This window comes from Paenibacillus allorhizosphaerae (assembly GCF_042659105.1).
GTDB lineage: Bacteria > Bacillota > Bacilli > Paenibacillales > NBRC-103111 > Paenibacillus_G > Paenibacillus_G allorhizosphaerae.
In genome coordinates this window covers 323,198-347,942 of the sequence record NZ_JBHSRV010000007.1, presented here as the reverse complement: position 1 = coordinate 347,942, position 24,745 = coordinate 323,198, and the positions used below count along the sequence as shown (strand labels likewise).

Genomic DNA, 24,745 nt, shown 5'->3' with positions numbered 1-24,745 from the left:
ATCCGACATTCGAGGGTTCAATTCCCTTCGACCGCCCCATAATTTTTACTAGCATTGGGGATTAGCCAAGCGGTAAGGCAACGGACTTTGACTCCGTCATGCCTAGGTTCGAATCCTAGATCCCCAGCCATTTGCGAGCCATTAGCTCAGTTGGTAGAGCACCTGACTTTTAATCAGGGTGTCGTAGGTTCGAGTCCTACATGGCTCACATGAATTTCACAAATATGCGGAAGTGGCTCAGGGGTAGAGCATCGCCTTGCCAAGGCGAGGGTCGCGGGTTCGAATCCCGTCTTCCGCTCCAAAAATTTGCCGGTATGGCGGAATTGGCAGACGCGCGCGACTCAAAATCGTGAGGGAAACCGTGGGGGTTCGAGTCCCTCTACCGGCATTCATATTATCGGGACGTAGCTCAGCTTGGTAGAGCACCTGGTTTGGGACCAGGGGGTCGCATGTTCAAATCGTGTCGTCCCGACCATCATGAGCGGGTGTAGTTCAATGGTAGAACTCCAGCCTTCCAAGCTGGTAGCGTGGGTTCGATTCCCATCACCCGCTCCAAATTAGTTCCAGTAGCTCAGCTGGATAGAGCAACGGCCTTCTAAGCCGTCGGTCGGGGGTTCGAATCCCTCCTGGGACGTAGTCAGCAAACAGCTTCTTGTATTATACAAGAAGCTGTTTTTTTGTTTTTAGGTTGACTTACGTCTTGCAAACATGAGGAGCGGGAAAGACCAATGCGGTCTTGCTGCACGTTCGTAACGACGCGACTACGCTTGCCGAACAAAGGCTCGGTATAGTACAATACGCTTGAACTAATTGTTAACCATAAACAACATGTATTGGTTTACAATTATATTTGCATGTTGAGAGCCATCAAAATCTATTTTTGCAAAAAGGAGCTATCGGAGATGAATACATTACGAATCAATTGGCGTACCTTAGCCGAAAAGTCGATTAGCGGCGAAGCATTGAGCATGGAGGAATCGTTAGCGGTTCTTGAAGCGGACGATGATGAAATATTGGAGATCATGAATGCGGCGTTTCAGGTAAGAAAACATTTTTACGGGAAAAAGGTGAAGCTGAACTTAATTATTAATGCCAAAAGCGGATTATGTCCGGAGGACTGCGGTTATTGCTCGCAATCTATCGTATCCAAAGCGACTATTCAAAAGTATCCTCTTCTGGACAAAGAAACGTTGGTAGACGGCGCTCGCAAAGCGCTCTCTATGAATGTCGGGACTTATTGTATCGTAGCCAGCGGACGCGGACCTAGCAGCAAGGAGCTGGATCAGGTCATCGAGGCAGTGAAAGAAATCAAGTCGACGATGCCGATGAAAATTTGCGCATGTTTGGGGATTTTGAATGAGCAACAGGCGTTGATGCTGAAGGAAGCCGGTGTAGACCGGTATAACCATAACCTGAATACAAGTAAGACGAATTTCGCTAACATCACATCTACACATACTTATGATGATCGCGTGAAAACGGTGGAAAAGGCGAAATATGCAGGCATGTCTCCTTGCTCGGGCTGTATTGTAGGAATGGGGGAGACGAACAAAGAGATTGTTGAGATAGCATATGCATTAAGAGATTTGGATGCGGATTCGATACCTATCAATTTCTTGAACGCTATACCGGGCACGCCGCTGGAGCAATATCAGATGCTAAATCCGCGTAAATGTTTAAAAGTATTAGCGCTGATGCGTTTTGTTAACCCGGCAAAAGAAATCCGCGTAGCCGGGGGCAGGGAAATTCAATTGCGATCCCTTCAGGCATTGGCTTTGTATGCGGCCAACTCAATATTTATCGGCGACTATTTGACAACAGAGGGGCAGGATGCTACGTCCGATCACCAAATGATTGAAGATTTAGGCTTTGAAATTGAGAGCTGCGCGTTGTAGCTTTCGCAAAGCAAGCAATGGCTTAAAAGAGCGAGGTTTTTGGATACTGTGGGATTGTTTTGTTAGCACTCATTTGATTTAGCATAGTAAGACAACATTTACGGCAGGAGAGTAACCAGGAAGAAAGAAGTCATAATTTTGCAGTCAATATGCGAGAGTACATACGAAATACAGCAAGGGACATGACTATAAAGTCGTTGAATCATAGGTACGAATGAACCGGATCAATCACTTATGGTATGGCGCACTCACTGATTTTGACTTATAATAGAAAGGACAAGCAATCCGTAGTTGGCGCGAGTTCGGATCAGCTTAAAACGTTTAAATGGGGTGCTATTAAGATGAATTTGTTTGATTTGACCGGAAAAGTGGCATTGGTCACGGGCGGTGCTGTTGGTTTGGGCGGGGCGATCTCGCTGGGCCTTGCAAGAGCCGGAGCCGATGTTGCAATCGTCACGAGCAATGACCGTACGCGGGAAGTGCAAAAGCAAATCGAAGCAATGGGTCGTAAAGTGCATACCATTGTCGCCAATTTGATGGATGAAAGCGCGCTTGAGAGCGTTGTGAATGAAACATTGTCCAAGTTGGGCAAAATCGATATTTTGGTCAATAACTCAGGCATTATTCGCCGTACGCCGGCAGCCGATCATTCCGCTCAAGATTGGCACGATGTGCTGAACTTGAACTTGAATGCAGCGTTTTTTCTGTCCCAACTCGTAGGCCGCGAAATGATTAAACAAGGGTCGGGTAAAATTATTAATATCGCTTCCATGCTGAGTTTTCAAGGGGGCATCAACGTTCCGGGTTACACGGCATCCAAACATGCCATTGCAGGGGTAACGAAGGCGTTGGCCAACGAATGGGCAAGCAAAGGCATTCAAGTCAATGCTATCGCTCCCGGCTACATGGAGACGGACAATACAACGGCGCTGAGAGCCGATAAAGAGCGCAGCGATCAAATATTGGTTCGCATTCCGGCAGCCCGCTGGGGAACGCCTGAAGACCTGCAGGGACCTGTCGTATTCCTTGCGTCGCAAGCTTCCGATTACATGAGCGGTCACGTGCTGTGCGTCGACGGCGGGTGGATGACGAGATAATGAACATAGAACAGCAAAACGGACAATCGCAAATGTTTCAGCCGGAGATCATTACGTTCGGTGAAACGATGGCGCTGATGATGCCTACAGGCTCCAAAGGGATCGAATACTCTCCTCAATTTCAAGGGCTGTTTGGCGGTGCGGAAAGCAACGTTGCGATCGGCGTCGCGCGCCTCGGTCATCGGGTAGGCTGGTTCAGCCGTCTGGGAAAAGATCCTTTCGGACGGATGATATTGAAAAAAATACGCGGCGAAGGCGTCGACGTTTCCCGCGCTGAACTGACTACGGAAGCGCCTACCGGGCTTATGCTGCGGGAAGTCGTATCCGGAAAAACGTCGGTATACTATTATCGTAAAGGCTCTGCGGCCAGCACGCTGCGCCCGGAGCATTTGGATGAGGAATATATTAAACAGGCCCAATATTTGCACGTTACAGGGATTACACCGGCGTTGAGCGATAGCTGCCGGGAGACGGCGAAGGAAGCAATCCGGCTAGCGCGGAAAAACGGTGTAAAAGTATGTTTTGACCCGAACTTGCGCCTGAAGCTGTGGACGATCGAAGAAGCACGTGGCGTACTTTTGGAGCTTGCACAGGAAGCCGATTATTTCTTGCCGGGTCTGGACGAGTTGAAGCTTCTCTATCAGACGGAGAGTTTTGACGAAATCGTGGCTCGTTTGAGCGAGCTGAGAGCCGTTTCTATCGTCAAGGGCGGCGACGACGAAACCTATATCGTAGAGAATGGCAAAGTCAGTTCAGTGCCGTATTTTAAGGCGGAGCAAGTGGTGGATACGGTTGGGGCTGGCGATGGATTTTGCGCAGGCTTTTTCGTCGGGCTGCTCAAAGGCTACAGCTATTACGAATCGGTGCGTCTCGGCAACCTGATCGGCTGCATGGTCGTGCAGACGGAAGGCGACTGGGAAGGCATTCCTACGTGGGAACAAGTCGAAGCATTCTTGAACAATGTGAAGCATGTGGAACGTTAATAAGTTAGACTCCATGAAGAAGGAACGGGTAAACTTATGAAAAAACTCAAGCTGGTACAGCAAATTGTAAACGAAGGCGTCGTGGCGGTACTCCGCGGCGAAACGCCGGACGAAGTCGTGGAAATGGCAGAGCAAGCAATCGAAGGCGGCATTAAAGTCATCGAAGTAACGATGACCGTACCGTTCGCACTTCAAGCTATCGAAAAGCTTGCCAAAAAATATTCGAGCACAACGCAGGATGCGTCCAAATACGCCATTATCGGTGTAGGTACCGTACTAGATCCGGAAACGGCCCGTGCCGCGATTCTCAGCGGCTCCGAGTTTGTCGTCGGTCCGTGCTTGAATCCGGAGACAGTAACTCTCTGTAACCGATATCGCATTCCCGTGATGCCGGGCGTCATGACGATTCAGGAGATCCAGAAGGCGCTGGAGCTGGGCGTAGATATCGTGAAGCTGTTCCCAGGCAACCTGTACTCTCCGGCAATGATCAAGAACATTAAAGGCCCTCTGCCTCAGGCGAATATTATGCCTACCGGCGGCGTATCGCTCAGTAATCTCGGCGAGTGGATCAAAGCCGGGGCCGTCGCTGTGGGGATCGGTTCCGATTTGACGACCGAAGCCGTCAAAAACGGCGATTACAGCCTCGTCGCAAAAAAAGCCGCGCAGTACATCGAGGCTTACCGCGAAGCGAAGAAGTAGGCTTCGCTGGTAGTAAGAAAGCATCAGCAAGAAGCATTACGCTGTGAATGCAGTTATTCGAGGACTACATACGTAAACACAAGTTTGATGATAGATATGTATGTAGTTTGATCCGCAGTGGAGCCGTAGCGAGCAAGCAAGCAAGTGGAACCACTAATAGGTTAAGCAAAAAAGGCAACGAATCTCGCCCGTTTGTGCGAGGTTCGTTGCCTTTTACTTATCTCAATCGGGAAACGCCGATTGAAACGCCTGCTGAAAGCCAGGCAATCCCTTTATGTTTTCCGCTGTAAAGCGTGTCTGTCCACGGGTATTGAAGAATGACAATGCCCCAAAGGACGAAAGCGAGTCTAACCCGACAACGTTCCTCTCTCCGCAAACCCGCACCCTCCATAAAGCGTATCGGCCTCGTATCTGCTTGCAAAAGCCAGACCGAGGCCGATAAACGCGCTCCTTCCACCTACGTAACACGATAAAGCTCCAAAAGGAACTCGTCAGCCGGATCGTGGTCCAGGGGGCGAAACCCCTGGGGTCCCCTCCTTGGAGGGGATTTAGGGGAGGTGTTCTCGCTTACTCTGTAGCCACCGATTGGTCAGCTTGCAGACCTACAGGGGCAATACGTACAAAGTTCGATTGCAGATCGCTGAGCAGCGCTTGAATTTTTGCTGCGGCTTCCGGTTGACCGGAATTCACGAGTTCTTCGTGGTAAGCCCCAAGCAGTTCATTCAAATCTTTCGTGCTTTGCGCGCCGATCGGCTCGATTTTCACTTTCGCGCCTTTTGCGACACGGCGTTCGATAGCGGCTTGATCGAGGCCCATTTCCGGAACGAGACGTTGATAGATCACGCCGCCCGTCATCCCTGCGCAGATCCATGGACCCGGGTCGCCGAGAACAACCGCACGACCGTTAGTCATATATTCGAACGCGAAGCCCTTCATGTTGGCGCGAGCCGCGATACCCCCGAGTTCATCGCGCAGCGGGGAAGTGATTTCGCCGCCGAATACGACGTCTGCACCGGAGAAACGAATGCATGCGCGAGTATCCGCGTTGCCCTGGATCAGGAACAGACCTTTTTGCGCTCCGTATCCGAACGATTTACCGACGGAGCCGTTAATGAATTGCTTATGCTTGCTAGGTGCCTTCAGAATGGCGACTTTGCCGCCGAGAGACATTTTGCCGACGCCGTCTTCCGCACCGCCGTGAACCGTAATTTCGACGCCGCGAGCGTTGAACGCCGCAAGTCCGTTACCCGGCACGGAGCCTTCGGTCATCGTGATGTTCACCGGAGGCAGTTGATCGTAGCTGCCGTCGAAGCGGTCTCTCACGCGATGGCTGGAATAGCGGCTGCCCAGAATACGGGACTCGGCATCCACTTTGCTCCAGTTGCGTATCACCGGACCGTTGAAGGATACGGAATCCGGGAAGAAGTCCAGACCTTCGGCTCCTGCAGCGATACGGATATCGGAGGATACCGCAGCCGCAACTTCCGCCAGAGCGTCCTGCTCGCTAGAAGCGGCAAACGGTGCCGGGCGAAGCAGGTCGGACAAGTCGATTTTTTCCTGATGGCTTACTTGCTGCAGCAGGTCGGAACGGCCAACCAGCTCCTGCAGATTTGCATAACCAAGCTGTGCAACAAGCTCGCGAATTTCTTGACCGATGCCGCCGAACAGACGAACGAGGGAATCGACTGCAAGATCGAATTGACGCGGTACGAAACGGCGAAGGCCTTTCTCTTCCGCTTCTTCCATGGAATCGATCTGCGTTGCGATACCGACGTGACAAGTATCCAGGTGACATCCGCGGCAAGTCGTACAACCGATCGATTGCATCGCGATGGAGCCGAAGCCGACACGGTTTGCACCAAGCATCACCATCTTGATGACGTCTGCGCCGGATTTCATACCACCGTCGGACCAAAGCTCGACTTTGTCGCGAAGACCGGCTTCGATCAGGGCAAGATGCGCGAGCTTCGTACCGATTTCGGTAGGCAGGCCGACATGCGTGATCGAGTGAATCCGCGCCGCACCGGTACCGCCGTCGAAGCCGGACAACGTAATGACGTCCGCACCCGCTTTGGCAACACCTACGGCAATCGTTCCGATGCCCGGAACGACCGGCACTTTAACGATAATTTTCGCCTTGCGCCCGCTTGCTTCTTTCAGCTCGGAAATGATTTGCGCCAAGTCCTCGATCGAGTAAATATCATGGTTGTTGGACGGCGAAATCAGGTCGGAGCCGATTGTTGCGTTCCGCGCGGCAGCGATCTTGGCCGTAACCTTGGAGCCTGGCAGATGACCGCCTTCGCCCGGTTTCGCGCCTTGACCGATTTTAATTTCAAGGAAAGCTACAGCGGTAGCAAGCTCTACGTTGACACCGAAGCGTCCGGAGGCGACTTGCGCGCCGCGTGTCCGCTTGTAACGGCCGAGCATATCTTTGATCTCGCCGCCCTCGCCGTTCATCGTCACCATGTTCAGACGCTCGCCGGCTTCCGCATAGGCGCGGAACGCGGTTTCGTTCTGCGATCCGAACGACATGGAGGAGATGAGCATCGGCAAGTCATGACCGCCGATACCGATATTGACTTGAGAAGGATCAAGCGGTTTGCGTCCTTCATTCAATGCTTTCTCAAAGTCAAACGCAGCGACGTGACGGATGGAGATCGGATTTTTCTTCTCTTCTTCACGAAGCTTGTCGCGGTAGTCCTCATAAGGAGCCGCGCCGGAAGCCGCATCGCCGAGCGCTTTCCACATCCGTTGGAAGAAACGGAAATTGCGCGCCGCTTTGGCTTTCGGGTTCGAGAAATCGTTGTAACGGGCTTCCGCATCGCTTTGCAGCTCGGCGAAGCCGGTACCTGCGGCATCGCTGCCCAAGTAGTTGACAATATCGAGCACTTCCGCGATTTCCGGCTTTAGGCCGATGGAAGAATAAAAACGGGTGTAACCGCGAAGCTCGTGCGTTCCGATGGTGGAAATGACTTTTTCCAAACCTTTCATCAGCGCCGTAAATACTTTACGTGCAGCTGGCGCTCCGTCTTTGTTGGAAGCGGTAGCGAACATGACGTAAGGCGAAAGCACATCCGCACCCAACCCACAGGCTACGGCGATATCATGCAGATTGCGGATGGCCGCGCTGCGAAGCACGAGCGTCGTCTGACGGCGAAGGTTGTCGCCGAAGCCAAGCTTCTCGGCTCTCAAGGCAATGTCCACTTTGGAAACGGCCAAATGCGGATCCATCCACAGACGGTCGTTCTGATGCGATTCGCTGTCGTCCAGGACGAGCAGCATTGCACCGCCGCGAACGGCCTGAATCGCATCGGCAGCGAGTTGATCAAGCGCATCCTTCAAGGAAGTGCCGCGTGCGAACGTAGTCGACAGCGTGGCGACGGCATCGCCGCTCTGTGCGCCGAACATGGCTGTAAGCTGCTCCAGGCTTGGCTGTTTCAGCTCTTTTAAGGAATCGGCACCGTTGCTGCCTTCCAGCACAACCGGGTACAGCAGTTCAAGGCGCAGACGTTCATCCGGCTGTCCGTAAACGGTTGGACGAGGACCTACAACGACGCGGGTGGAGAAATGCTCCATCTCGCGGTCGCGGTCGATGGCCGGGTTGGTGACGACGGCGACACTTTCTTTAATGAAATCCGGAATGTTGATCCGTTCCCAGTTCAGCGCCGCATGCGGGCTGTCATGACCGAGAGAGCGGATCGGCTCGGCGCCGGTTTCGGCGGTCGTTTCGATCATTTGAATGCCGTCGCGATCCCATCCGAACGCGCTGTAAAGCGAATCGGTCGGCGTCACGTCAGCGGATGGAGCGGCTTCTACCGCAGGAACCGCGTTGTTGAGATGCTTGCGCAGGCCTTCAAAACCGATGCGGGCGGATGCGCGCTCGAGCACTTTATTTTGCACTTGATGATAAGGGATCACTTGAATATGCTCTCCAGGAGTCAGCAGGACGCCGACTTTTTCGCCCGGAGCGATCGGTTTCGGATCGGCAACCATTTCGCCGACGGTAATGACGCCTTGCTCGGAGGAGAAGTAAAGCGACGTTTCGCTTTCGACCATCCATACCGGACGAAGACCGAGCGCATCGACGCTGAAAATACATTCGTTGCCGTAACGCGATACGATACCGGCCGGACCTTGGGCGTAATGACCCCACATTTGACGATAATATACGTATAAATCCTGAAGCTCTTGGCGGTACAACTTCATCTCATTAATAATTGGAGGGAATACGACTTCCATCGCTTCAAACAAGCTGAGACCGGCACGGTGGATGAACGTCTCGATCGTCCGGTTCATATCCTGCGAATCGCTGCCGCCGTCTACGAGCGGAACGCCGACCATATCGGCTTCAAGGCGCATTTTCTTAACAGTGTTGATCTCGCCGTTGTGGCCGAGCAGGGAGAATGGTTGTACGCGGAAAAAGCTGGATTGGGTGTTGGTAGAGTAACGGTTGTGACCGACGGTTACTTGCGCAGCAAACAAAGGATCGCGAGTATCGTTAAAATATTTAGGCAAAATGCTGGCGGCGCCCATCACTTTGTAAGCGGCCGTCACATTGCTGAGTGTGGCGACGTGCACATTGTATTTGGCTTCGATGGCGATATGAAGCTCGAACAGGTGATCGGCGACCTTTACTTCCTGCTTGTCGCAAAGACCGGCGATTTGCCAGAATGTCGGCTCGTCAGCGCGCCCGTTCGGACCGAGTACGGAGCTGTCGACTTGGTTTTCCTGCTCCAGCAAAATGCTGACCTGGAAGCCAGCGAACAGTTCACGAATGCCTTTTTGCATCTCGGCGGCTGAAATGTTCAGCTTGCGCGGAACGAAAATGTGGGCGACGGAAAAACGCTCGTCGTATGCCAGCTTGCCGTCAAGCCCGGCGTCTGTCAATTTTTTCTCCCAGAGGGCTCTTGGAATATCGGTCAAAATACCGCATCCGTCGCCTTCCCCGTTAATAAATCCCGAACGGTGCTCCATTTTGACAAGAGCTTCAATCGTTTTTTGGATGTTATCGCGGGAAGGGAACCCGTCTTTCTCTACGATACAAATGATGCCGCAGCTGTCGTGTTCGGTGGCCAAAAGGTTTTGAAAGCGGCCTTCATTGCGCATTACTTGGTTCATACTGTTGGTCAGCAGGCTGACCGTCACCTCCCTAATAAATTATGCGGATTCATCCCTGTGTTAAGGTTTGTTCATGTCGCAGAAAGAAAGCGGATGAAGGTCAAAATGGCAGTTTAGTATGAATAAATATACATTTATACTGCATATTCGAATTCTTCAACGGTTCTTTTACTCGAATGAAGCTGCCTGGAAGAGACAATAATAAAGGAATAAATGTACCCGATTCGCCCTGACAAGCACTTACCTTTCAAAGCTTACATGGCTTGTAAACCTTATAATAGAGCCGATTTTATTACTTGAAAAAGTATTAATAGAATAACATGAAATTTTCGACGATACAATAGAACTTTACAGGGATTCTAACGATGTAAGCGCTGTCTATTGTGCATAACTGGTGAATAAAACCAATTTTTATGCATAACAGCGCGGTTTGTTAAAGACGAACGAACTTTTATCGTTGTCCGATAATAGTTCGTGATTTGAGTGATAAATGGAATTTATTAGTTTGAAAAGCACCCGTTGTCGCAAAGGACAAAATCGGGCGCTTTTCCAATAAAATAACGTTTTAGTGAGCCATCGCTGCGAATGCGCGATCGGCGGCTTCGACTGTGACGGCAATATCATCTTCCGTGTGGGCGATGGTCGTAAACCAAGCTTCGTATTTCGACGGAGCGAGGCAAATGCCTTCCTCCAGCATCAGCCGGAAAAACAGCGCGAACTGCTCGCTGTCCGTGTTCTGCGCTTCATCGTAGTTGGTTACCGGATGATCGCAGAAGTGGGTGGACAACGCCCCACGGATGCGGTTGATCGTCAGCGCGACGCCGTGCTTCCGCGCCGCGTCCGCCAGGCCGGCTTCGAGCACTGCGCCCAGCTTGTCGAGCCGGGCGTACGTCCCCGGCTCCTGCAGCACCTGCAGGCAGGCGATGCCTGCGGAGATCGATGCAGGGTTGCCTGCCATCGTGCCGGCTTGATAAGCCGGGCCCAAGGGCGCGACCTGCGCCATAATGTCCTTGCGGCCCCCATACGCCCCGATCGGCAGTCCGCCGCCGATAATTTTGCCCAGGGCCGTCAGGTCTGGCTCGATGGCCGCGAAGTCGGTGCCCGAAGGCAGGCCATCGAAGTTCTGTACCGTTCCGTAATGGAAACGGAACGCGGTGATCACCTCGTCGTAGATGACGAGGGAACCGTTTCGGCGCGCGACGGCGCACAGCCCTTCGAGGAAGCCCGGCTTCGGCATGACCATGCCGAAGTTGCCGACGACGGGCTCGACCATGACCGCGGCCACGTCACTGCCCCAGCGCGCGAGCGCCTCATCGAGCGCGCCCAGATCGTTGTACGGCACGGTGATCACCTCGTGCGCGATGCTGACCGGGATCCCGGCGCTATCCGGGATGCCGAGGGTGGACGGGCCGGAGCCCGCGGCGACGAGCACCAGATCGGAGTGGCCGTGGTAGCAGCCGGCGAACTTGATGATTTTGTTGCGGCCCGTATAGGCGCGGGCGACGCGGATCGTCGACATGACAGCCTCCGTGCCCGAGTTGACGAAGCGTACCTTGTCGAGCGAGGGAATGGCTTCCTTCAGCATGCGGGCGAACTCGATCTCTAGCTCGGTCGGCGTGCCGTACAGCGTGCCGTTCTCGGCGGCGCGGCAAATCGCAGCCGTCACATGCGGATGCGCATGGCCGAGAATGATCGGGCCGTAGGCGGCGAGATAGTCGATGTAGCGGTTGCCGTCCTCGTCCCAGAAATAGGCGCCTTGGCCGCGCTTCATAAATACCGGCGCCCCGCCGCCGACGGCTTTGAACGAGCGGGACGGGCTGTTGACGCCGCCCACGATATGTTCGAGCGCTTCCTTATACAACGATTCGGATCGCTGTTTTTGCAAAGTCATATGTATCTCCTCCATGGCTTCAAAGATTGATTGGATTATGGTAAGGAAAGCTGCAGCGTTCCTTTCAGAACGGTGACGGCCTGTCCGGCGAGCTTGATCCGGTCGCCAGCGACTTGCAGTTGCAAAATGCCGGTGCGTGCCGACAACTGCATCGCGCACAATGTGTGCTTACCGAGCTTTGTTTGCCAGTAAGGGGTAAGGGCGCAGTGCGCGGAGCTGGTAACGGGGTCCTCGTTTATTCCGATCGCGGGGAAAAAGCAGCGGGAAACGAAATCGACCTGCACACCGTCCGGCAACGTCAAGTCCTCCGATCGGGCCGTTACCAGCACGCCTCGAACGCCTTCCCATGAAGCGATTGCTGCAAAATCCGGGTTTAAATCGTGTACCGCTTGGGCCGAATCGAGTTCGATTAATACATCGAGCCGGTTATTTCCTGCGAATCGGGGCGGCTCACTCAACCCGAGCGCGGACAACAGCTGCTCCGTAACGGGAATCGCGCTAACGGGCTCGGAAGGGAAATCGAGCTGAATCCATCCGTTATCAAGCGGGACGGCGGTGAGAAGACCGCTCAAGGTCATAAAGGACAGCGGTTGCGATAACGCCTCGGCCCCCGATTCCCATAAATGATGCGCGCTCGCCAACGTCGCATGCCCGCATAAATCGACCTCTACTTCGGGGGTAAACCAACGGAGCCGGTACAGGCCGTCATTTTCTTTGCAGAGGAACGCTGTCTCGGACAAGTTCATCTCCATCGCGATTTGCTGGAGCGCCGCGTCCGAAGGATAGCGGTCCATTACCAATACCGCCGCCGGATTTCCACGAAACGGGCGGTCGGTAAACGCATCGATCACATGAATTTCCATGGCCGTAAACCTCCTTGCCGTTCGAATGATAGTGCCCCCTACCGTTTATTATAAGGAATTGCGTCCGGCTTGGAAAACAAACAATAAACGGAGAGCGGCGGCTCTCCGTTTATTGTTCGGTATGTTCCGGCTTCATTCCTTTACAACGTCGCGCGACTTTGTAAGGCGTTTCTCACGAAAAGAGCCGTTATTTTTTATACGAAGCGGTGCTTCCCGTATTGCTCTCGGTCGCGCGGTTCACGCCGGCGCTCGTCGTTGTCTTGTTTTGCTGCGGCTTCTCGGCCGGAGCGTTCGGATCGCGTCCTTCGAACAGCGCCTTCACGTAGGCTTGCAATTTATCGCGGTTTACAGTTAATACTTCAGCGCCGCCAACCCGTTTCTCGACAAGCAGCTCCGAAGGCGGGATTTGCTGGCTGACCATGCCTTCCGTTTTCGCGTCAAAGCCGAGCGAACCCAGCTTCAGCATGTCCGTCGTCGTTAAATTCGTCTCGATGTACGGATCGATGCTGTTCAGCACTTTCGGCAAGCGGATAAGCGATCCGGTCGTCTGCATTTTTTGCGCCACCGCCTGCAGGAATTTTCGCTGCCGTTCCGTTCTCGCGAAATCGCTAAGCGCATCGTGGCGGAAGCGCACATATTGCAGCGCGGTTTTGCCGTCCAGGTGCTGCATGCCCTTTTTCAAATTGATATCGTACTCGTGGCCGTCTTCGGAGTCTTTGTATTTCATATCCTTCTCGACGTCCAAATCGATTCCGCCAATGGCATCCACCAGCGCGATAAAGCCTTTAAAATCGGTATACACGTAATATTGAATCGGTATGCCAAGCAAGTCGCCTACGGTACGTGCCGCCAAATTCGGCCCGCCGATGGCGAGAGCGGAATTGATCCGGTCTTCCCCGGAGCCGGGAATTTTCACATACGTATCGCGCAGAATGGAGAACAGATACGCTTTTTTTGTAACTGGGTCGATGGAAGCGACCATGATGGAATCGGAACGCGGAATTTCGTTTTTCTTGAGACCCCGCGAATCTCCGCCGAGCAGCAGCACGTTCACCCGCTGTTTCCCTTCCCATTTGGGCGGAGTGTACACTTCGGTCATGCCGATTTGCTTGGCGGTGATCCCTCCGAATTTTGTCGTTTCCGGTCGGCTTTGAATGTTATTTGCAAAATGGAGGAAGGAATATGTAAAATAACCGATGCCCGCTACCAAGATCAGTCCGAGCATAATAAAAAACCACTTGAACGTTCGAGCCATAAATATCCCATCCTTTCTTGTAGTATCGCTTGCTTTTCCAATCGGGACGGTTCGTGTATGATAACGTGTATAGGTTTTGACAATGTTTCAAAATCATGCGCGCGAACGAAAGGAAACTTTTTCTTTTCATTTCATTATAAGATGATTCGCTTCACGCCTGCAAGCTTCGGCAATTTACGACAGGAGGAACCTGAGAAATTATGCTGGCTATCGACGTACATCGACTTCGCAAACAATTCAAAGTGCAAAAAAATCGGGAAGGCCTGAAAGGCGCTTTACGCGATCTGTTTAATCGAGAGTATAACCAGGTAACGGCGGTTAAAGACATTAGCTTTCAAATCCCGAAAGGGGAAATATGCGGCTATATCGGCGAGAATGGCGCAGGTAAATCGACAACGATCAAAATGCTGACCGGCATCCTCGTTCCGACAGCTGGAGATATACGGGTCAATGGATATATTCCGTACAAGGAGCGGGAGAAGTTCGTCCAAGGGATCGGCGTCGTCTTCGGACAGCGAAGCCAGTTGTGGTGGGATATTGGCGTGGTCGAGTCGTTTCAGCTGCTCAAGAAAGTATACCGCGTATCCGACAAGGATTATAAGGAGCGCTTGGACGAATTGGTGGAGCGTCTGCATTTGGGGGAGCTGTTAAACCGGCCGGTGCGGAAGCTCAGTCTCGGTCAACGGATGCGCTGCGAGCTGGCCGCGTCGCTGCTGCATAACCCGGAAATTTTGTTTTTGGACGAGCCGACGATCGGACTCGATATTGTCGTCAAAACGGAAATTCGCGAATTTTTGAAATCGATGAACGCCCGGTACGGGACGACGATTTTGCTGACGACGCATGATCTGCAGGACATCGAGGCGCTCTGTTCGCGGGTCATTATGCTCGATGACGGGAACATCATCTACGACGGAGGGCTGGAAGAGCTCAAGACCCGTTGGGGCAAAGGCAAGGAAGTCATTCTCCGGTTTCCGGAACCGGTCTCGCTTTCCCGTCTGCGGGAACTAACCCGCGGGCTTGAAGTGGAATGGTCGATGGACACGGACCGCACGGCCAAAGTGTGGATTCCCCAGCAGGGAGCGGGCGTATCGGAAGTGCTGAGCCGCGTGGTAGGGGTGATGAATATCGAAGATATCAAGATTGTCGAGACGAATACCGACGATATTGTCCGTGAAATATATAAGACCGGATCGGCCGATGTGAAGAAAGAAGTTACAGAAGAACGGGAAGTGACCGTGCGTGCTTAGCGCTTATGTAGAAATCATTCGCATGCGCTTCCTGATGATGCTGGCTTACCGTGTCAATTATTACAGCGGGATTATTATTTATGCCTTGAATATAGGAGCGTATTATTTTTTATGGAAGGCGATTTACGGCTCGAAAGAGCTGCTCGGCGGCATGACCGTCCATCAGATGACGACCTACGTGGCCGTTTCCTGGATGGCGCGGGCGTTTTACTTCAATAATCTTGATCGCGAGATCGCCAATGAAATCAAGGACGGCAGCGTTGCAACCCAATTCATTCGGCCGTACAACTACATTATCGTCAAAATGATGCAAGGTCTCGGCGAAGGGTTGTTCCGGTTCCTGCTGTTTTCGACGCCGGGCATGATCATCGTGACGCTGCTGTTCCATGTAGAGCTGCCGACGGACCCGAAAGTATGGGTCATCTTTTTGATCATGCTGTTTTTCAGCTTCTTGATCAATTCTCAAATCAATATTATAACCGGTCTATTCGCCTTCTTCCTCGAAAATAACGAGGGCATGATGCGCATGAAGCGGGTTGCCGTCGATTTGTTTTCCGGGCTAGTCGTGCCGATGTCCTTCTTTCCGGGTTGGGCGGAAGGACTGATGAAGCTGCTGCCGTTTCCGGCGATTACGTATTTGCCGGGCTCCGTCTTTACCGGAAAAGTAGCGGGAAGCGCGGTGTATGGCGTGTTTGCGACGCAGCTGTTCTGGTTTGCGCTGTTGATTATTCCGCTGTTTCTGCTGTGGCGCAGCGCGCGTACGCGGCTGTTCGTACAAGGAGGTTGAGGCGGATGTTTTATGCGGGCTTGCTTGTCGATTACTTGAAAAATTACATGAAGACGCGGTTGACGTATCGCTCCGATTTTTGGATCGAAATCTTGTCCGACCTGCTGTTTAACGGGCTCAATCTGTTTTTTATTCTGGTCGTCTTTCAGCATACGGCGGCGATCGGCAATTGGAATGAACAGCAAATCATGTTCATCTATGGTTATTTTATGGTGCCATACGGCTTGTTTATTACTTTTTTCAATTTGTGGGGGTTTAGCGAGCGGTATATCGTCAAAGGGGAGATGGACCGCATCTTGACGAGGCCGGCGCATAACCTGGTTCAGCTCATGTTGGAAAACATGGACCCGTCCTCGCTGTTCAGCGCTTTGGTGGGGCTGCTCATTATGGCGTATTCCTGGAGCCAGCTGGATCTGAGCCTGATGTGGTACGATCCGCTCATCTTTGTGCTGCTCGTGCTTGGTTCCATTATGATTTACGGGGGCGTGTATATTTTCTTTACGTCGCTTTCGTTTTACTCCGATGCGCCTACGGGGATTCTTGCGCTGATGTGGAATTTGCAAAACTACGGCCGGTACCCCGTAACGATCTACAACAGCATTTTGCGGATTATGCTGACCTGGATACTGCCTTTCGGCTTTGTCGGCTTTTACCCGGCCGCATATTTCCTTGACCGCGCCAACTGGGGGACGTTTGCGCTCCTCACGCCGGTGGTCGGCCTTGTATTTTTGGCCGGTGCGCTCATTATCTGGAACATTGGAGTGAAGCGATACCGGGGAGCCGGATCGTAAGAAGAGGCAGAGGTTCGATTTCCCGTACAAAATTGTCATAAATCACGTATAGAGGCTTTGCTGCGACGATCCGCGGCAAAGCTTTTTTCATGCGAATTTTCCGAAGATAATTAACCAATGGATAATTTTAAAGTTATTTTAAGCAACCTTTTATCTCGTGCTAAGGTTAGCGTAAAATTTCGTTCATAATTCGGCTTTATACTTGGAACTGTAAGCGGCAATACATAAAAAAAGATGAAGCGGCCTGAGGAACAGTCTACGATCTTTGTTTCCGAAAGGAACAGCTTCAAGCGAAGGATAAGGTGGAGAGACCATGAAGACATGGAAGGGAAAATGGATCGCCGGAGCTATGGCGACAGCCGTATTGTTCGGAGGGCTCGGAGGATTGACGCATCAGGCTTTTGCCGATGACGACAGCAGCGACGGATCAACGGCCTCGGAATCGTCAGCGCCGGCGATGCCGGTCAAAAAGCAAGTCGGTCATGAGCTGAAAGCGATCATACCGTCGGCTGCAGAGCTGCTTAGCTTGTCGCCTGAGACAGTGAACAGCGAGCTGAAAAACGGCAAATCGCTCACGGAAATTGCTTCACAGCGCGGGCTTCATGCCTCCGAAGTGAAGGAAAAGCTTGTAAAGTCGCTGGAACAGCCTGTCGACCAGGCGCTTAGCGAGCATAGCATCAGCTCCAAAGACGCGGCGAAGCTGAAGCAAAAAATTACGGATGAAGTGCAAAGAGCATTCAGCACGGCCGGGTATCAGGAACAAGAGAGCGATCAAGCGGCTAAGGGTCATGCCCTTCGTATTGGCTACACTCCGAAGCTCGAAAGGCTCGCCACTGTGCTCGGAGTAAATAAGAAACAATTGAAGCAAGCCCTTCAGGACGGACAATCAATAGCCGAATTTGCCGCAAGCAAAGGGATCGGCGAAGAACAACTGGTTGCCAAGCTGAAAGAAGAACTCACGCCTTCGATTCAGGATTTTATTCAAAAAAAATAACGCTAGCTGAAAAACGAAAAGGAGGCTGCCCGCGATTGGGCGGTCTCTCTTGCATTCCCCGTCATTTGTGCAAGCCGCCCGTTGTATGTATAATGTCCGTACAAACCTAAACAGGGCATTCTCGATACAGGAGTGAAATGACTGTGGAAACCGTTCAAATCGGACAGCCCGTACCGGACTTTACTTTGCAGGCCGCTGGCGGTGCAACGTTCTCGCTAAGTCAGCTGCGGGGCCGGAAAGTCGTCATTTACTTTTACCCAACCGACGATACGCCTACTTGTACGGATGAGGCTTGTTCGTTCCGTGATTATAACGGGCAGTTCGAGGAATGGAATACGACCGTCATCGGCATCAGTCCGGACGACGTTGCCTCGCACGATAAATTTGCCGCCAAATATGAGCTGCCGTTTGTGCTCTTATCCGACCCCGATCTCGCCGTCTGCCATCTGTTCGACGTATGGAAGCAGAAGAAGCTGTACGGAAGGGAGTACATGGGGGTTGTCCGTTCGACGTTCTTGATCGACGAAAAGGGCGTGCTGGCCAAAGAATGGCGCAATATTCGCGTCAAAGGCCACGTAGATAAAGTGCTGCAGGCTGTAATAGCCATATAGCGTTTGCGGCTACCGGTATCGCGCAAGTCTCCTTTGGGGGCTTGCGTTTTTTTGTCATATCCCGGCTGTGTCTCCCATATATTCTATTAAATCAACAATATAATAGAATATGCGGAGGGATTTCCTGATGATGAACGACGGACGACCGAATGGCTTGATGGGTCAACTCATGCGGATATGGGTCTGGGTATGCTGTATTCCTCTGCTGTTTGTAACGATAGGCCACGAAGCGGCGTGGGCGCAATCCCCGGCAGATGCAGGCGGGACGGACGTTTATGCGGCGCTGAAATCCGGTCAACGCGTAGAGCTTGAGAAAAATTACCGTACGCCGGATAAGCCGACGGTGTACCTTACGTTCGACGACGGACCGAGCAAGCAGACGCCGCAAGTGCTCGATATTCTGAAGCAAGAAGAAGTGAAAGGAACGTTCTTCGTGCTCGGTGAGCAGGTGCAGGCACAGCAAGAGCTTGTTCGGCGCATGGTTCGGGAAGGGCATGCTGTCGGAAATCATACTTATAACCATGTATATAAGGAATTGTATGCGGACTTCAGCGCGTTTTGGGGACAAATCCAGCGAACGGAGCAGGCGGTGGAGGATGCGGCAGGAGTTCGTCCCCGCATGGTGCGGGCGCCTGGAGGCACATTCGGTAATTTCGATCCGTTCTATTTCTACTATTTGGATCAAGCCGGCTACGAAATCTATGATTGGAATATCGATAGCGGCGATTCCGCCCGCGTCGGCGTTCCGGCGAAAGAAATATATGATACGGTGGCCAAAGGACCGTTCCGCCATGAAGTCGTCGTGCTCATGCACGACAGTTCCGGCCATGGCGAAACAGTGAAAGCGCTGCCGCAAATCATTGCCTTGTTCAAATCGAAAGGGTACCAATTTGAAGTATTGTCGCCGGAAGTGAAGCCGATCCATTTTTCGAACGGCAAGCCGAAGTGGTCCCGTTCCGTCAGTCCGCAAGGATTTGACAAGTTCGTTAACGCTGCCGCGGAGCATCAGCATACCGCATGGGCTGAACTGGAGGAAGACGGCGGTACGGAGCCGGGAATGACGATCGAGCCGCCCCCTCCTACGGCGATCGCTTCAGCAGGCCCGTCTAGCGAAGCGATAGGACCCGATAAGCTGGCAATTCGAATGGATGAGCGCACGCTTGTGCTGGATAAAGGCGATTTCCGGCTTCACGACGGCTCCTACGTCGTGCCGCTTCGCAAGCTGGGAGAGACTATGGGAGCATCGATCGAATGGTTGGGGGAGCAGCGTACGGCAAAGATCACGTACGGGTTATATACCGCAGAGTACGATATGAGCAAGCATGAGCTGCGAATCGAACAGCATCACGCAGCCGATACGCATGGTTCCATGAAACGGATTGCTTTGCCCGATATGGAGCTTATCGACGGCACTTTGTACGTGCCGTTGCGGTATACGGTCGAGTGGCTAGGCGACTCGATTGCCGGTTATGTGATGGATAACGGGCAAGGCCAAGCAGAGGTGCGGATCACGCAGCGGGGAGGTCGTGCGTTACCTTGGCTGGGAATGTCCCGGTCAGCTACGGGCTAAACGGACCGAAGCGGGGATTACGGGAAGTCTAAAACCTTCATGATGCGTCCATACTATATTCATAGAGTAGAAGACTATGATTCTATTATGGATACTTGGAGGTATTGGAAGCGATGACTATGCCCTCATCCCTGTCGGATCAGCCGCAAACGGTTGTAGAACGTATTATTTATCAAGTGGAAAAAGTGATTGTCGGCAAAAGAGAAGTGATCGAAAAGCTGCTTGTTGCGCTGCTGTGCGGCGGTCACGTGCTTCTTGAAGATGTGCCGGGCGTCGGGAAAACGATGCTGGTGCGGGCGCTGGCGCGAACGATCGACGGCAGCTTCAAACGGATTCAATGTACGCCCGACCTGCTGCCCTCTGATTTGACCGGCGTTTCCGTCTACAATCAGCGGACGGGCGAGTTCGAGTTTCGCCCGGGGCCGCTGCTCGCTAACATCGTGTTGGCCGACGAGCTGAACCGGACATCGCCGAGAACGCAGGCAGCGATGCTGGAAGCGATGGAGGAGAAGCGCATTACGGTCGACGGCACGTCGTATCCGCTGCCGGATCCGTTTTTCATTCTCGCCACGCAAAATCCCGTCGACTTTGAAGGCACTTTCGGCCTGCCGGAAGCGCAACTCGACCGGTTTACGCTCAAACTGCGCCTTGGTTACCCGGACGTACGTGATGAGATCGACATGCTAAGCCGGATGGAAGAAGCGGTTCCGCTTTCGCAGGTGCGAACGGTTGTTCTTCAAGAGGAGTTTGCCGCTTTGCAAAAAGAAGTGCGTGCGGTCCATGTAGACGAGGCGATTAAGCAATATATCGTTCAATTAACGGGCTCCACCCGAACGCACGCCGATGTCACGCTCGGCGCAAGCCCGCGAGCCTCGGTCGCTCTGATGCGGGCTTCCCAGGCTCAGGCGCTGATGAAAGGCCGCGGATATGTAATCCCGGACGATGTCAAAGCACTGTCCGGGCCGGTGCTCGCTCACCGGCTGCTGCTTAGCGACGGCGCGCTCATGGCCGGCAAAGATGCACCGTCAGTGATCGCTTCCCTTGTCGGAGCGGCTGCGGTTCCGGTTCGCCGCCATGCGGCAGGCTAGGAGCGTCCGATGCGGAGTGTAGTTTGTATCGGAGGGCTGGCGTGTCTTTGCGCGGCGTCCGGTTGGTGGGCGTTCGAGCGGGACGGACGGACGGCGTGGTTTTTGTTCTATAGCTTTGCCTATTTATCGCTCTATGCGATCGCCGCTTACAGCGCATTGAAGCGTGGGCTTGAGCGGCTGGAGACCGGGCTCGCCGTATATTCAGCTGAAGTGCGGCGCTGCTACGCAGGTGAGAGCATTCATTTCTCCGCTATATGGAGCGAAGCGGCGCGGCTGCTGCCGGGCGCACGCATCCATTGGGAGGAGCAATGGGTACACCAGGGCACGGGCGAGCGCACGGTCGTGCGCGGCGAGCTTGCACCCGGCGCCCGCGCGGTCCGTACGCCGGGCTTCCGCCGCGGCGTCTACGTACGGGAGGCGCTGAGCGTGAGCGCCTCCGAAGTGCTGGGACTCCTGCATGCGGAGCGCAGGAGCGAAGGTGGCGGGCAGCTGTGGGTGCTGCCCCGCCCGGCTGCGGCGGCCGGGCTTTCCGGGACCCCGGAAGGGGTCCGGAAAGCGGCTTCGCCGGCGGTGGAAACCGCCGTGCCGCAGGTGAGCGGCACGCGGCCTTATGCGCCCGGGGACCCGCTAAAGCGGATCCACTGGCGCAGCACCGCGCGCACGGGCGAGCTGCGCGCGATTGAGACGGAGCTGCCCGCGGGCGGGCGGCAGCTCGTGCTGCTTGACGCGGCCGGATTGGGCGGCAGCGAAGGGGCCGCCCTGTGGGCGGACCCGATGCTCGCGGCTGCGGTCGAGGCCGCGGCCAGTATCGCCCGGCGCGAGCTCGAGCGCGGCAAGCGCGTGCGCCTTGCCGTCAGCGACGGGCAAGGGAGCAACGCGGAGGCGCAAGGCCGGGCGCGCCTGCCCGAGCTGCTGCAGCCGCTGGCGGCGGTGCCGCAGGGCGGCTGCGCCCCGGGCGCGTTCGCCGCGCTCGTGCGGCGCGAGACGCGGCGGTCCGCCGGGGCGGCGACACTCGTCACGGCCCGGGCCGATGCGCAGCTGCCGTCGGCGCTGCGCGGGCTTCCCCGGGGCGCCGCGCAGGTTGTGTTCGTGCACGAACCGGGGCGGGCGCTCCCCGAGTCCGTGTGCGTATGGAAGCGGCAGCTCGAAGCGCTCGGCTGCCGGGTGACGATGTTGGCGGCGGGCGCTGCGCCTGCGCCGCGACAAGGGGGTGCCGGCCATGCCGCCATCGGCCGATGACCTTTCGAAGTATCCGGCCCGCTTTGCCGCGGATGCGCTGCTCTCCGGCCTGCTGCTGCTCGTGCTGCTGGAGTGGCTGTACCCGCTGCGCGAGCTTGTGGAAATTACCGAGGTGTATTCCATCGGGCCGTTTGTCATCGCCTTCAGTTTATTCGTGCTGATCGATACGTTCCGCTGGAGCCCGTGGCTCGTTTGGCCGGCCAAGCTGCTGTGGATCGTTGCGGTGACGGCGTGGCTGCACAACGGGCAGTCGCTGCCTTCCGCAGACTGGTGGATCGACTGGAGCCGTGAATTATTGTCCGACGCGGCCGAAGGATTGCAGGGAAATTTGGCGGCGTGGGAGCCTGCAACGCGAACGCTGCTGTTTTTGACAGGATGGGCGTTCTTCATCTCCGTCGTGCAATCGTTTGTGTTGGAACGCCGGTCGGTGCTGTGGTTTTTGATGTTGACCGGCTCCTTTCTTGTGTTTATCCAGTTGGTGTTTTCTGTGGATTCTTCCGTTTCCATGCTGCGCGCGTTCGGCATCGGGCTGCTGCTCCAAACGCTGCTGCAGCGCGGACATTGGGCACGGTGGACATCCGAGGCAGATGCAGCAGAAACGGCCGGGCCGGAACCGGCGCGTTCGACCGAGCGGTCTTCAACGCTGATTCCAGGCATCGTGTTTGCCGGCATATGCCTAGCCGTGGGCTGGGTGGGCTCGAGCTTCCATCCGTCCGTGATGAAGGAGATGGATTGGTCCCGATATATCGGCGCCTGGGAGAAACGATTTCAGAGCCAGGCCTGGACCGGACATTATACCGCAAACGGTGGAGCCGGCAGATGGGGCGTTACGGGCTACGGCTCGGATGATTCAGAGCTTGGCAGGCCGCTGCGGGCGGACGACCGGCCGGCGTTCACCGCCGTGACGACGAAGCTTACCTATTGGCGCGGCGATGCGAAAAGCGTCTACACCGGAAAAGGCTGGGCGCCTGCGGGCGACACGCTGGTGCAAAACAATGCCGATGCCGCCCTGGCCCCGCCGGTGCTTCCCGGCAGCACGCCGACGAAAGATACGGTTGTGCAGGAAGTGCGGCTGCAGTCGGGGGATTTATCGCGCCAGCTGTTTACCGGAGGCGAGTTGAGCGCGATCGTATCGCTTCAGTCGGAGAACGGACAGCCGATACCGGCCGAATGGGTTTGGCGGGAGAAAGGGACGGATCGTTACTCGATTCCGTCTTTAACTGATCCGCTGGCATCGTACAAAATCGAATCGATGGTCTTGTCCGACCGCTCGCAGCTTGACCACGAGCCGGTGTCCCCATATGGCACGGATATTGCCGAGCGGTTCTTGCAGCTTCCCGAATCGCTGCCGCCGCGCGTGAGGCAGTTGGCCGATACGATCGCAGGACAAGAGAAGACGCCGTATGCGAAAGCGCTCGCGATCGAACGGTATTTGCAAGAGCATTATGCGTACAGTCTGGAAGGCAGCCGGGAGCCGGGGCCGGATGAAGATTTCGTCGATCATTTTTTGTTCACGCAGATGGCAGGGTACTGCGATCACTTTTCGACGGCCATGGTCGTGCTGCTGCGGTCGGTCGGCGTCCCCGCCCGCTGGGTCAAAGGGTTTGCGCCCGGGGAAGTGGTGTCGGTCGAACCGGACGGAGACCACAATAAATATACGGTGCAAGTGCGGCAAAAAGATGCGCATGCTTGGGCGGAGGTATACTTTCCGGATGCCGGTTGGGTTCCGTTCGAACCTACGCCCGGGTATACGGCAGGAAGCGCAGCGCAGGTTAAGCAACCGGCTGCAGTCCCAGCCTCTGATGCTGTACCGCAAAAGCAAACGCCGCTCGATGCCATGTGGCGGCAATCCGTGCAGTCGCTTCAATCGTTGAAAATTACAGTACGGCACCTCGGCGTTGCAGCGGTGTCAGCGGTCCAGCTGCTTCTCCACAACGCTGCATCGGCTTGGTCCAAGTTATCCTTGTGGACGGCTGTCAGCCTCGGCGCCGCTGTGATCATACTCATCTCAGGGGTTATCCACCTGTGGATGCGTTCAGCCTATGCGGCCAGTTCTAACGCCGCAGGCTCGGAACAACGTCCGGGTTTTGCAGGCTTTGCGCTTCCCGCCGATCGCCGGGACAGGCTGCTTCGATTCGGCGATCGCATCTGGCGCAGGCTGCAGCGCGTTTACGGGCGCTCCAAGCCGCACCAGACGCTGCGTGAGTACGCGGACTCTCGTCAAGTCGGCAGCGAAGCGCAGCGGGAGGAGCTGCACCGGCTTATGGAGATGCTGGAAACTTCCCGCTATGCCGAACCGAACCGTGCGGCGCTGCTCGTGACGCGGCGTGAGCTATCCGAAGCATGGGCTAAGCTCAAACGACTTAAATAGAGCTGGCTGGCTACAAGTCCATTTCAGATTCGCATAGTCCTTGTATTTCGAGATTGTCGAAACATATGGAGGGCGTCCCCAAGTCATATTTGATTTGTCCCCCCCGTTGTCATGAATCTGCATCGAAAAGGCGCTTTTATTTCCACTCGCATCTCGCATGGTGGTCATGGATGCGTCTTTTCTTTTGGTGCGCGACGATTTGGCACGCTGTACGAACTTTGCGGAAGCGTTCTTGATCGATTT

General features: G+C 54.5%; 17 protein-coding genes and 7 tRNA genes. 20 read left to right on the top strand and 4 right to left on the bottom strand.

Annotated features, from left to right (window positions below; all coding sequences use genetic code 11):
- Nucleotides 1-55 precede the first annotated feature (55 nt).
- The 11 genes from ACFQI7_RS24795 to ACFQI7_RS24745 all read left to right on the top strand — a co-directional run bounded on the left by ACFQI7_RS24795 (nucleotide 56) and on the right by ACFQI7_RS24745 (nucleotide 4,674).
- A tRNA-Gln gene (locus tag ACFQI7_RS24795) sits at nucleotides 56-130 on the top strand.
- A gap of 5 nt (nucleotides 131-135) precedes the next feature.
- Nucleotides 136-208 (top strand) — tRNA-Lys (locus ACFQI7_RS24790).
- 18 nt (nucleotides 209-226) lie between these two features.
- Nucleotides 227-301 (top strand) — tRNA-Gly (locus tag ACFQI7_RS24785).
- 7 nt (nucleotides 302-308) lie between these two features.
- Nucleotides 309-388, top strand: a tRNA-Leu gene (locus ACFQI7_RS24780).
- A 10-nt stretch (nucleotides 389-398) separates the two neighbouring features.
- A tRNA-Pro gene (locus ACFQI7_RS24775) sits at nucleotides 399-475 on the top strand.
- 6 nt (nucleotides 476-481) lie between these two features.
- Nucleotides 482-555, top strand: a tRNA-Gly gene (locus ACFQI7_RS24770).
- Nucleotides 556-560: 5 nt separating this feature from the next.
- Nucleotides 561-634, top strand: a tRNA-Arg gene (locus tag ACFQI7_RS24765).
- A 268-nt stretch (nucleotides 635-902) separates the two neighbouring features.
- A complete protein-coding gene (bioB, locus tag ACFQI7_RS24760; RefSeq protein WP_218102987.1) occupies nucleotides 903-1,895 on the top strand; it encodes a biotin synthase BioB in 993 nt (330 codons plus the stop codon).
- 341 nt (nucleotides 1,896-2,236) lie between these two features.
- Nucleotides 2,237-2,992, top strand: coding sequence for a 2-dehydro-3-deoxy-D-gluconate 5-dehydrogenase KduD (kduD, locus tag ACFQI7_RS24755; RefSeq protein WP_218102988.1), 756 nt, complete (start codon nucleotides 2,237-2,239; stop codon nucleotides 2,990-2,992).
- A complete protein-coding gene (locus tag ACFQI7_RS24750; RefSeq protein WP_230415682.1) occupies nucleotides 2,992-3,975 on the top strand; it encodes a sugar kinase in 984 nt (327 codons plus the stop codon). Before kduD ends, ACFQI7_RS24750 begins: the two co-directional genes overlap by 1 nt.
- 36 nt (nucleotides 3,976-4,011) lie before the next feature.
- Nucleotides 4,012-4,674, top strand: a complete 663-nt coding sequence (locus ACFQI7_RS24745; RefSeq protein WP_218102989.1) for a bifunctional 2-keto-4-hydroxyglutarate aldolase/2-keto-3-deoxy-6-phosphogluconate aldolase — start codon at nucleotides 4,012-4,014, stop codon at nucleotides 4,672-4,674.
- Between the two features lie 567 nt (nucleotides 4,675-5,241).
- On the opposite strand, the gene ACFQI7_RS24740 is transcribed toward ACFQI7_RS24745, so the two are convergent.
- From ACFQI7_RS24740 to ACFQI7_RS24725, 4 genes are all read right to left on the bottom strand, one after another.
- Nucleotides 5,242-9,792 carry a glutamate synthase-related protein gene (locus ACFQI7_RS24740; protein ID WP_230415684.1) on the bottom strand — a complete coding sequence of 1,517 codons (4,551 nt, stop codon included), beginning with the start codon at nucleotides 9,790-9,792 and terminating at the stop codon, nucleotides 5,242-5,244.
- 565 nt (nucleotides 9,793-10,357) lie between these two features.
- Complete coding sequence (locus ACFQI7_RS24735; protein WP_218102990.1) at nucleotides 10,358-11,683, bottom strand: glutamate-1-semialdehyde 2,1-aminomutase; 1,326 nt, start codon at nucleotides 11,681-11,683, stop codon at nucleotides 10,358-10,360.
- Between the two features lie 35 nt (nucleotides 11,684-11,718).
- Nucleotides 11,719-12,546, bottom strand: a complete 828-nt coding sequence (locus ACFQI7_RS24730) for a PhzF family phenazine biosynthesis protein (RefSeq protein WP_218102991.1) — start codon at nucleotides 12,544-12,546, stop codon at nucleotides 11,719-11,721.
- 187 nt (nucleotides 12,547-12,733) lie between these two features.
- Nucleotides 12,734-13,801 (bottom strand): LCP family protein, encoded by a 1,068-nt coding sequence (locus tag ACFQI7_RS24725; protein ID WP_218102992.1) that lies wholly within the window; start codon nucleotides 13,799-13,801, stop codon nucleotides 12,734-12,736.
- Nucleotides 13,802-14,001: 200 nt separating this feature from the next.
- On the opposite strand from ACFQI7_RS24725, the gene ACFQI7_RS24720 reads away from it, so the two are divergent.
- The 9 genes from ACFQI7_RS24720 (at nucleotide 14,002) to ACFQI7_RS24680 (ending at nucleotide 24,502) form a co-directional block, all read left to right on the top strand.
- Entirely contained in the window at nucleotides 14,002-15,051 is a 1,050-nt protein-coding gene (locus ACFQI7_RS24720; RefSeq protein ID WP_218102993.1) for an ABC transporter ATP-binding protein, read from the top strand.
- On the top strand, nucleotides 15,044-15,838 hold the full coding sequence (locus ACFQI7_RS24715; protein ID WP_218102994.1) for an ABC transporter permease: 795 nt from the start codon (nucleotides 15,044-15,046) through the stop codon (nucleotides 15,836-15,838). Before ACFQI7_RS24720 ends, ACFQI7_RS24715 begins: the two co-directional genes overlap by 8 nt.
- Before the next feature lie 5 nt (nucleotides 15,839-15,843).
- The gene (locus ACFQI7_RS24710) at nucleotides 15,844-16,629 is read left to right on the top strand and encodes an ABC transporter permease (protein WP_218102995.1); all 786 of its coding nucleotides are present in this window, start codon (nucleotides 15,844-15,846) and stop codon (nucleotides 16,627-16,629) included.
- 313 nt (nucleotides 16,630-16,942) lie between these two features.
- Entirely contained in the window at nucleotides 16,943-17,623 is a 681-nt protein-coding gene (locus tag ACFQI7_RS24705; RefSeq protein WP_218102996.1) for a hypothetical protein, read from the top strand.
- Between the two features lie 137 nt (nucleotides 17,624-17,760).
- On the top strand, nucleotides 17,761-18,234 hold the full coding sequence (locus ACFQI7_RS24700; RefSeq protein ID WP_377517780.1) for a peroxiredoxin: 474 nt from the start codon (nucleotides 17,761-17,763) through the stop codon (nucleotides 18,232-18,234).
- A gap of 127 nt (nucleotides 18,235-18,361) precedes the next feature.
- Nucleotides 18,362-19,804, top strand: coding sequence for a polysaccharide deacetylase (locus tag ACFQI7_RS24695; protein ID WP_230415687.1), 1,443 nt, complete (start codon nucleotides 18,362-18,364; stop codon nucleotides 19,802-19,804).
- A 119-nt stretch (nucleotides 19,805-19,923) separates the two neighbouring features.
- Nucleotides 19,924-20,892 carry an AAA family ATPase gene (locus tag ACFQI7_RS24690; protein ID WP_218103017.1) on the top strand — a complete coding sequence of 323 codons (969 nt, stop codon included), beginning with the start codon at nucleotides 19,924-19,926 and terminating at the stop codon, nucleotides 20,890-20,892.
- Between the two features lie 102 nt (nucleotides 20,893-20,994).
- Nucleotides 20,995-22,131 (top strand): DUF58 domain-containing protein, encoded by a 1,137-nt coding sequence (locus ACFQI7_RS24685; protein ID WP_377517778.1) that lies wholly within the window; start codon nucleotides 20,995-20,997, stop codon nucleotides 22,129-22,131.
- The gene (locus ACFQI7_RS24680; RefSeq protein ID WP_218103000.1) at nucleotides 22,112-24,502 is read left to right on the top strand and encodes a transglutaminase family protein; all 2,391 of its coding nucleotides are present in this window, start codon (nucleotides 22,112-22,114) and stop codon (nucleotides 24,500-24,502) included. Before ACFQI7_RS24685 ends, ACFQI7_RS24680 begins: the two co-directional genes overlap by 20 nt.
- The last annotated feature ends 243 nt before the right edge of the window (nucleotides 24,503-24,745 follow it).

What these genes read in the sequence shown, in the direction of transcription:
- ACFQI7_RS24695 (WP_230415687.1), top strand. Translation starts at nt 18,362, where the DNA reads ATGATGAACGACGGACGACCGAATGGCTTGATGGGTCAACTCATGCGG.
- ACFQI7_RS24750 (WP_230415682.1), top strand. Translation starts at nt 2,992, where the DNA reads ATGAACATAGAACAGCAAAACGGACAATCGCAAATGTTTCAGCCGGAG.
- ACFQI7_RS24740 (WP_230415684.1), bottom strand. Translation starts at nt 9,792, where the DNA reads ATGAACCAAGTAATGCGCAATGAAGGCCGCTTTCAAAACCTTTTGGCC.
- ACFQI7_RS24690 (WP_218103017.1), top strand. Translation starts at nt 19,924, where the DNA reads ATGCCCTCATCCCTGTCGGATCAGCCGCAAACGGTTGTAGAACGTATT.
- ACFQI7_RS24705 (WP_218102996.1), top strand. Translation starts at nt 16,943, where the DNA reads ATGAAGACATGGAAGGGAAAATGGATCGCCGGAGCTATGGCGACAGCC.
- ACFQI7_RS24710 (WP_218102995.1), top strand. Translation starts at nt 15,844, where the DNA reads ATGTTTTATGCGGGCTTGCTTGTCGATTACTTGAAAAATTACATGAAG.
- ACFQI7_RS24725 (WP_218102992.1), bottom strand. Translation starts at nt 13,801, where the DNA reads ATGGCTCGAACGTTCAAGTGGTTTTTTATTATGCTCGGACTGATCTTG.
- ACFQI7_RS24720 (WP_218102993.1), top strand. Translation starts at nt 14,002, where the DNA reads ATGCTGGCTATCGACGTACATCGACTTCGCAAACAATTCAAAGTGCAA.
- ACFQI7_RS24745 (WP_218102989.1), top strand. Translation starts at nt 4,012, where the DNA reads ATGAAAAAACTCAAGCTGGTACAGCAAATTGTAAACGAAGGCGTCGTG.
- ACFQI7_RS24735 (WP_218102990.1), bottom strand. Translation starts at nt 11,683, where the DNA reads ATGACTTTGCAAAAACAGCGATCCGAATCGTTGTATAAGGAAGCGCTC.
- ACFQI7_RS24680 (WP_218103000.1), top strand. Translation starts at nt 22,112, where the DNA reads ATGCCGCCATCGGCCGATGACCTTTCGAAGTATCCGGCCCGCTTTGCC.
- ACFQI7_RS24730 (WP_218102991.1), bottom strand. Translation starts at nt 12,546, where the DNA reads ATGGAAATTCATGTGATCGATGCGTTTACCGACCGCCCGTTTCGTGGA.
- bioB (WP_218102987.1), top strand. Translation starts at nt 903, where the DNA reads ATGAATACATTACGAATCAATTGGCGTACCTTAGCCGAAAAGTCGATT.
- ACFQI7_RS24700 (WP_377517780.1), top strand. Translation starts at nt 17,761, where the DNA reads ATGACTGTGGAAACCGTTCAAATCGGACAGCCCGTACCGGACTTTACT.
- kduD (WP_218102988.1), top strand. Translation starts at nt 2,237, where the DNA reads ATGAATTTGTTTGATTTGACCGGAAAAGTGGCATTGGTCACGGGCGGT.